Source organism: Streptomyces botrytidirepellens, from assembly GCF_003721215.1.
Classification (GTDB): domain Bacteria; phylum Actinomycetota; class Actinomycetes; order Streptomycetales; family Streptomycetaceae; genus Streptomyces; species Streptomyces himastatinicus.
This window is the reverse complement of record NZ_RIBZ01000648.1, coordinates 1-5,423: the sequence shown is the minus strand read 5'-3', so window position 1 is coordinate 5,423 and position 5,423 is coordinate 1. Positions and strand designations below refer to the sequence as shown.

General features: G+C 72.1%; 4 protein-coding genes and 1 rRNA gene. 4 read left to right on the top strand and 1 reads right to left on the bottom strand.

All coding sequences use genetic code 11. The features are described from left to right. Positions 1-76, top strand: a 5S ribosomal RNA gene (rrf, locus tag EEJ42_RS34635); the annotation flags it as partial. Positions 77-363: 287 nt separating this feature from the next. Here the strand turns inward: rrf and EEJ42_RS34630 are convergent. Further along, positions 364-1,575, bottom strand: coding sequence for a DUF7847 domain-containing protein (locus EEJ42_RS34630; RefSeq protein WP_123106125.1), 1,212 nt, complete (start codon positions 1,573-1,575; stop codon positions 364-366). A 149-nt stretch (positions 1,576-1,724) separates the two neighbouring features. On the opposite strand from EEJ42_RS34630, the gene mtnA reads away from it, so the two are divergent. From mtnA to mtrB, 3 genes are all read left to right on the top strand, one after another. Next, positions 1,725-2,885: an S-methyl-5-thioribose-1-phosphate isomerase gene (mtnA, locus tag EEJ42_RS34625; protein WP_123106123.1), complete on the top strand. Its 1,161-nt coding sequence runs from the start codon at positions 1,725-1,727 to the stop codon at positions 2,883-2,885. Then, the gene (gene mtrA / locus EEJ42_RS34620) at positions 2,882-3,559 is read left to right on the top strand and encodes a two-component system response regulator MtrA (RefSeq protein ID WP_009717421.1); all 678 of its coding nucleotides are present in this window, start codon (positions 2,882-2,884) and stop codon (positions 3,557-3,559) included. The genes mtnA and mtrA overlap by 4 nt, the downstream gene beginning before the upstream one ends. A gap of 1 nt (position 3,560) precedes the next feature. Then, positions 3,561-5,423 (top strand): MtrAB system histidine kinase MtrB (gene mtrB / locus EEJ42_RS34615; RefSeq protein ID WP_425473009.1); only part of this gene is annotated, 1,863 nt, incomplete at its 3' end.

The window sequence follows — 5,423 nt, the reverse complement described above, 5'->3', positions numbered from 1 at the left end:
GAACCCGGAAGCTAAGCCTTTCAGCGCCGATGGTACTGCAGGGGGGACCCTGTGGGAGAGTAGGACGCCGCCGAACAATCTTTAGCCTCGGTCCCGAGCATTTCATGCTCGGGACCGAGGCATTTTTGCGTTCAGCGCCAGGTTCCCAATCGAACTGATGTATCACCGGATCGAGTGAAACGGGACTGCGCCCCTGGCGTGGCGAGTGCGGGACCGCCCAGAATCGCCAGCAGGAGGGGTGAGGAGAAGCGGGGGATTGCCATGGGGCTGCTGCGAGGGGTGCAGGCCGGGAGGGCGGTGGAGGTGGCGTCAGGGCCCGTTATGGGGCCGGCTCTGACGCCATCATCCGCCGCCGTCACCACATCAGTTGCCGGAGGCGGCGGCACGGGCGAGTTCGAGGTCGAGTGCCTCGCGGCGGATGCGCTGGTCCATGTAGAGAAGAGCGGTCACACCGGCGCTGATCGGAAAGGTGATGGCCGAGCTGATCACCCCGCCGATGCCGACGACGATCAGAAAGGCCCAGCCGACGGAGACGGACTCCCCGGACAGGTAGTCGATGGCGCTGTCCCCGCCGAACGCCATCGCGACGGCGCTGGTCGGTACCTCGACGATGGCGGCCACGAGGAAGACCAGCACGATGGACAGGAGTTGGATGCCGAAGACGCGCCACCACGCGCCGCGTACGAGCTTGGCGGAGCGGCGCAGGGCAGAGATGATTCCCTGCTTCTCCAGCATCAACGCGGGGGCGGCGAGGCTGAAGCGGACCCAGAGCCAGATGGCGACGCCCGTTCCGGCGAGCGCTCCGAGCGAGGCGAGCGCCGCGCCTTCGCTGCCCACGCCGACCGCGGCGAGGAGCATCCCCGGCGCCATGCCCAGGCCGATGACGGCCGCGGCGATGGTGGGGATGAGCAGGAGCAGACCGCACAGCTGAAGCAGGCGCGGCCGGGCGCCGTCCCAGGCCTCGCCGGTGGACACGGGGCGGCCGAGGACCGCCCGGGCGGTGACCATGGTCAGCAGGGCGGTGGTGACGATGGTGCCCAGCACGCCGACGAGCATGGTGACCGAGCTGCTGCCCAGGGCGTTGCGAACGGCCTCCAGGGCCTCCGCGAGCGTGGGGTCCGGCTTGTCGACCGCGCCGGTCCCGGAGGTGGTGCGGAACCACAGACCGGTGACGACGGTGATCAGTCCCTGGGTCACTACCGAGACCGCGAGCGAGATGCCGAGGACCGTGCGCCAGTGGGCGCGCATGGTGGCGACCGCGCCGTCGAGGATCTCGCTCACGGCGAGCGGCCGCAGCGGGATGACGCCGGGGCGGGGCGCGGGCGGCGGCTGTCGCCAACCGGCTCCCCAGCCGCCGCCGTTCGCCGGTCCGGCCGGGTGCGGGGGCGGCGTGGTGACGCCGCCGTGGGGGGCCGTCCAGTGTCCGGCGGGCGGTTGCTGCTTGGCCCAGGTGGCGCCCCGCGCAGGCCGCTCCGGCGCGGGGTGGTCGACGGGCTCGTTCGGCTGCTGACTGCCGTGATCGGGCTCGTCGGAAGGGGACGATCCGGGCGGAGCCCAGCCCGGAGAGTTGTTCATCGTCGCTCCGTAGGTCGTTCGTTGGCCGGTCGCCGATGGGGTGACGGCCGCTTCGTAGCCATCGTGCCACGGTGTGTTGTGGTTCGTACCGGTCGCCGGGGCGGGCTGACCACTTCATTAGTCGGTGCCGCAGGGGGCAGACTGGGCGGATGGCTGATGAGCACCGGGAGTCCCCGGAAGGCGCCGCAGCGCCCACTGCTTTCGCACTGCGCTGGGAGGAACCACCGGAGGGGCCCGTGGTGGTGCTCCTCGACCAGACCCGGCTTCCCGCCGAGGAGGTCGAGCTGGTGTGCACCGATGTGCCGATGCTGGTGGAAGCGATCCGCTCGCTCGCGGTACGAGGAGCCCCGCTGCTCGGCATCGCCGGGGCTTATGGGGTCGCCCTCGCCGCGGTGCGCGGTTTCGATGTGGACGAGGCCGCCGAGTCGCTCGCCCATGCCCGTCCCACCGCCGTCAACCTCGGCTATGGCGTGCGGCGGGCCGCCGCCGCGTACCACGCGGCGGTCCGGGACGGGGCGGACCCCGAGCGGGCCGCTGCGGCCGCGCTCGCCGAGGCCCGCACCCTGCACGGTGAGGACGCCGAGGCCAGCGAGCGGATGGCCGGGCACGGCCGGGCGCTCCTCGATGAGCTGCTTCCCGCGGGGGGCTACCGCATCCTCACCCACTGCAACTCCGGCGCGCTGGTCTCCGGCGGTGAGGGCACCGCCCTGGCCGTGGTCAAGGCGGTGCACCGGGCCGGGCAGCTGCGGCGGCTCTGGGTGGACGAGACCCGTCCGCTGTTCCAGGGGTCTCGCTTGACGGCGTACGAGGCGGCCCGGGCGGGGATGGCCTACACGCTGCTCACCGACAACGCGGCGGGGTCGCTGTTCGCGGCCGGGGAAGTGGACGCGGTCGTGATAGGCGCGGACCGGATAGCCGCGGACGGTTCGGTGGCCAACAAGGTCGGCAGCTATCCGCTCGCGGTGCTGGCCCGCTACCACCATGTGCCGTTCATCGTGGTGGCCCCGACCACCACGGTGGATCCGGACACCCCCGACGGGGCGGCGATCGAGGTCGAACAGCGGCCCGGACACGAGGTGACGGACGTCATACTGCCGCATGCTCCGGCCGCCCCCGGTGCCGAGGCGGCGCTGGGAGTGCCGGTGGCCCCACTGGGCACGCAGGCGTTCAACCCGGCCTTTGACGTCACACCGCCGGAGCTGGTCACCGCGATCGTCACCGAGCGTGGTGTGGTCGCTCCGGTCACCGAGGGGGGTATCGCGGAGCTGTGCGACAGGTCACGATCAGGTAATGGGATGATGGCCTCATGAAGGGACGCGTCCTTGTCGTCGACGACGACACCGCACTGGCAGAGATGCTCGGCATCGTGCTGCGCGGCGAAGGCTTTGAACCGTCGTTCGTCTCGGACGGCGACAAGGCTCTTGCCGCCTTCCGCGAGGCCAAGCCGGATCTGGTGCTGCTCGATCTCATGCTGCCCGGACGGGACGGGATCGAGGTCTGCCGGCTGATTCGGGCCGAGTCCGGGGTGCCGATCGTCATGCTCACCGCCAAGAGCGACACGGTCGACGTGGTGGTCGGGCTGGAGTCCGGTGCCGATGACTACATCGTCAAGCCGTTCAAGCCGAAGGAGCTGGTGGCCCGGATCCGGGCGCGGCTGCGGCGGTCCGAGGACCCGACGCCGGAGCAGCTGACGATCGGCGATCTGGTGATCGACGTCGCCGGGCACTCGGTGAAGCGGGACGGGCAGTCGATAGCGCTGACCCCGCTGGAGTTCGATCTGCTGGTGGCCCTGGCCCGTAAGCCGTGGCAGGTGTTCACCCGCGAGGTGCTGCTGGAGCAGGTCTGGGGCTATCGGCACGCGGCCGATACCCGGCTGGTCAACGTCCATGTGCAGCGGCTGCGGTCCAAGGTCGAGAAGGACCCGGAGCGGCCGGAGATCGTGGTGACCGTGCGCGGCGTCGGCTACAAGGCCGGGCCCAGCTGAGATGACGGGTGGCGGCACGGCTCCGCGGCCCCAGGGTTCGGGAGGCGGGGCGCCGGAGGGCGGCCGGGTGGGACGGCCCGACCCGGCGGGTGACATTCCGCTGCTCCGGAGGCTGTGGAGCGGCGGGCATCTGCTGCCCGACGGCGCCTCCGGCGGACCGGCCCATCCCTTGATCCGGCTGTTCGGGCGGTGGGTGCGCCGTCCGCTGCTGCCCGCTGCCCGGCTGTGGCGGCGGAACATTCAGCTGCGGGTGGTGGCCACCACGCTGCTGATGTCGCTCGGCGTGGTGATCCTGCTCGGCCTGGTCGTCATCGGCCAGGTGCGCAACGGTCTGCTGGACGCCAAGCGGCATGCCGCGCAGGGCCAGGCCGTCGGCGGGTTCGAGGTGGCCGAGCAGATGGCCGACCGTAAGAGCGACACCGGTGGCCAGGACGGTGCGGGCCCCGGCAGCCGCGGCGCCCAGGACGCGGGGGCGTGGCTGAACGCGCTGGTGGAGCAGTTGGCCAGCGGCGGCAAGGGCGCGTACTCGGTGGTCGCGCTCAGCTCCGACTCCGGGGAGACGCCCTATGTGGCCAGCCGCGGCCCCCGGGCCTCCGGCGACGTCAAGGCGGACAGCGTGCCCGCCGACCTGCGGCAGCGGGTGGACGAGGGCCGGACGGCCCCGTACGAGCAGTACGGGCGGATCGAGCACCTCGGCTCCGGCGACAGCGAGGCCGCGCTGATCATCGGCAAGCGGCTGGACGACAACCACGGCGACGCGTATCAGCTGTACTACCTCTTCCCCTTCACCCAGGAGGAGAAGTCGCTGAGCCTGGTGAAGGGCACGCTGGCCACGGCCGGGGTGTTCGTGGTGGTGCTGCTCGGAGCCATCGCCTGGGTGGTGGTGCGGCAGGTCGTCACGCCGGTGCGGATGGCGGCCGGGATCTCCGAGCGGCTGGCGGCCGGTCTGCTCCAGGAGCGGATGAAGGTCACCGGGGAGGACGACATCGCCCGCCTCGGCGAGGCGTTCAACAAGATGGCCCAGAACCTCCAGCTCAAGATCCAGCAGCTGGAGGAGCTGTCGCGGATGCAGCGGCGGTTCGTCTCGGACGTCTCCCATGAGCTGCGGACGCCGCTGACGACCGTGCGGATGGCGGCGGACGTCATCTACGAGGGGCGCGAGGACTTCGATCCGATCACGGCGCGCTCCGCCGAGCTGCTGTGGGGCCAGGTCGACCGCTTCGAGTCGCTGCTCTCCGATCTGCTGGAGATCAGCCGGTTCGACGCGGGCGCGGCCGCCCTGGAGGCCGACCAGATCGATCTGCGCGATGTGGTGAACCGGGTGGTCGACGGGGCCGAGCCGCTGGCCGACGCCAAGGGCACCCGGATCCTGGTGCGGGGCGCCGAGGCGCCGGTGATCGCGGAGGCGGACGCCCGCAGGGTGGAGCGGGTGCTGCGCAATCTGGTGGTCAACGCCGTGGAGCACGGCGAGGGCCGGGACGTGGTGGTGCGGCTCGCGGCGGCGGGCGGCGCGGTCGCGGTGGCCGTGCGGGACTACGGGGTGGGTCTGAAGCCCGGCGAGGCGACGCGGGTGTTCAACCGCTTCTGGCGGGCCGATCCGGCGCGCGCCCGGACGACGGGCGGTACCGGCCTCGGGCTGTCGATCGCGGTGGAGGACGCGCGGCTGCACGGCGGCTGGCTCCAGGCGTGGGGCGAGCCCGGTGGCGGTTCGCAGTTCCGGCTGACGCTGCCGCGCGCCGCGGGCGATGTGCTGCGCGGTTCGCCGATCCCGCTGGAGCCCGACGACTCCCGGCGCAACCGGCAGCCGGCCGACGGCGGGCAGGCGCAGCCCGCGGCGGAGCGGCTGGCCTCGGTGCCCGCGCAG